Origin of the sequence: Halobacterium sp. CBA1126 (assembly GCF_009741975.1) — an archaeon.
Classification (GTDB): Archaea; Halobacteriota; Halobacteria; order Halobacteriales; family Halobacteriaceae; genus Halobacterium.
Window position 1 is genome coordinate 1 of record NZ_WPCF01000195.1, and the last position, 1,687, is coordinate 1,687.

Genomic DNA, 1,687 nt, shown 5'->3' on the forward strand with positions numbered 1-1,687 from the left:
GGAGGACCGCCAGTTCGTCGTCGTGCACGGCAGCGGCCCGCTGTCGGGCTACGAGGACCGGGTCGCGCAGGCCGTCCGGGTGGAGCGCGACAGCGAGGACGCCGTGGGCATCGCCGGCCACACGCACGAGGTCGCCGACGAGACCGTCGACGGCGTCCGCTTCCTGAATCCGGGGAGCGCGAGCGGCGCCGACCCGGCCGACGAGGCGACGATGCTGACCGTGGACGTCGACGGCCGCGACCTCGACGTCTCGGTCGTCCGGGAGTAGGCGGGCGGCCGGCGTGTCCGGTACCGCCGGGGCTTTTGTGCGGGCCGCCGAAGCGCGGGTATGCACGCGTTCGCGGTGTCGGAGTTCCCGGAGGTGCGTTCGGGCGACAGCCTCGCGGCCCTCGTCGCCGAGCGCGCCGACTCGAGGACGGCGACGTGGTCTGTGTCGCGAGCACGGTCGTCTCGAAGGCCGAGGGGCGGACGGCGTCCCTGGCGGAGTTCCCGGCGGGGCCGCGCGCCCGCGAGGTCGCCGAGCGGTTGAGCGAGAGCACCGGCGAGCAGAAGGACCCGCGGTTCGCGCAGGCGGTCCTCGAGGAGTCCGTCGAGGTGTTGATGGAGGCGCCGTTCCTGTTGACGGAGACCGGGTTCGGGCACGTCGGCGTGAACGCCGGCATCGACCGCTCGAACACGGGCGGCGCGGACCTGCTGTTGCTGCCCGAGCGGCCGTCGGAGAGCGCCGAGCGCATCCGCGAGGGGCTGGACGCGGACGTCGGCGTCGTGGTAACGGACACGTCGGGGCGGCCGTTCCGCCACGGCCAGCGCGGCGTCGCGCTCGGCTGGGCGGGCCTCCCGGCGTCCCGGGACTGGCGGGGAGAGACGGACCGCGACGGCCACGAGCTCGAGGTGACCGTCGAGAGCGTGGTGGACGAACTCGCGGCGACCGCGAACCTCGTCTCGGGGGAGGGCGACGGCGGCACGCCCGTCGTCGTCGTCCGGGGGTTCGAGTTCGGCGACCACGACGGCAGCGAGCAGCTCTACCGCGAGGTCGACGGAGATTTCGTGCGGCAGGCGCTCAGGGGGTGGGAGTATGCGGGGAATTGAGCTGACCCCCGAGATTCCCGTCGCGGCGGTCGCTGACCTCGCTGCGGACGCGGAGGACGCCGGCTTCGACGCGGTGTTCGCGTCGTGTCACTACAACAACCGCGACCCGTTCGTGGCGCTCGACCGAATCGCCGCCGCGACGGAGACGGTCCGGCTGGGGCCGGGCGTGGCGAACCCCTACGACACCCACCCCGTGAAGCTCGCGTCGCAGGTCGCGACCGTCGACGAGGTGAGCGACGGGCGAGCGGTGCTGGGGCTGGGCGCCGGCGACGCGTCGACGCTGCAGAACCTCGGCGTCGAGCGGGACCGCCCCCTCCGGCGGGTGCTGGAGGCGATGAAGGTCTCGCAGGACCTCTGGGCGGGCGAGCGCGTCGACCACGACGGGACGTTCGTCGCGCGAGACGCCGGCCTGAACTACGAGGTCGGCGAGATCCCGGTGTACGTGGGCGCGCAGGGCCCGCACATGCTCCGGATGGCGGGCAAGCACGCGGACGGCGTGCTGGTGAACGCGAGCCACGAGCGGGACCTCTCGTGGTCCGCGGACCGCGTCGCGGAGGGCGTCGAGGACCGCGTTGTCTCGGGGGACGTGGACGTGGCG

At 73.8% G+C, this 1,687-nt stretch carries 2 protein-coding genes and 1 pseudogene; all 3 read left to right on the plus strand.

Features of this window, described 5'->3' with window-relative positions; all coding sequences use genetic code 11:
- Nucleotides 1–268, plus strand: a 268-nt coding sequence (locus GJ634_RS15085) for a metallophosphoesterase (RefSeq protein ID WP_197425560.1), incomplete at its 5' end; no start/stop codon positions are given.
- A 60-nt stretch (nt 269–328) separates the two neighbouring features.
- Nucleotides 329–1,089, plus strand: a pseudogene (locus GJ634_RS15090) (coenzyme F420-0:L-glutamate ligase).
- On the plus strand, nt 1,076–1,687 hold a 612-nt coding region (locus GJ634_RS15095), incomplete at its 3' end, for a 5,10-methylenetetrahydromethanopterin reductase (protein ID WP_157503647.1). The pseudogene GJ634_RS15090 and the gene GJ634_RS15095, both read left to right, overlap by 14 nt.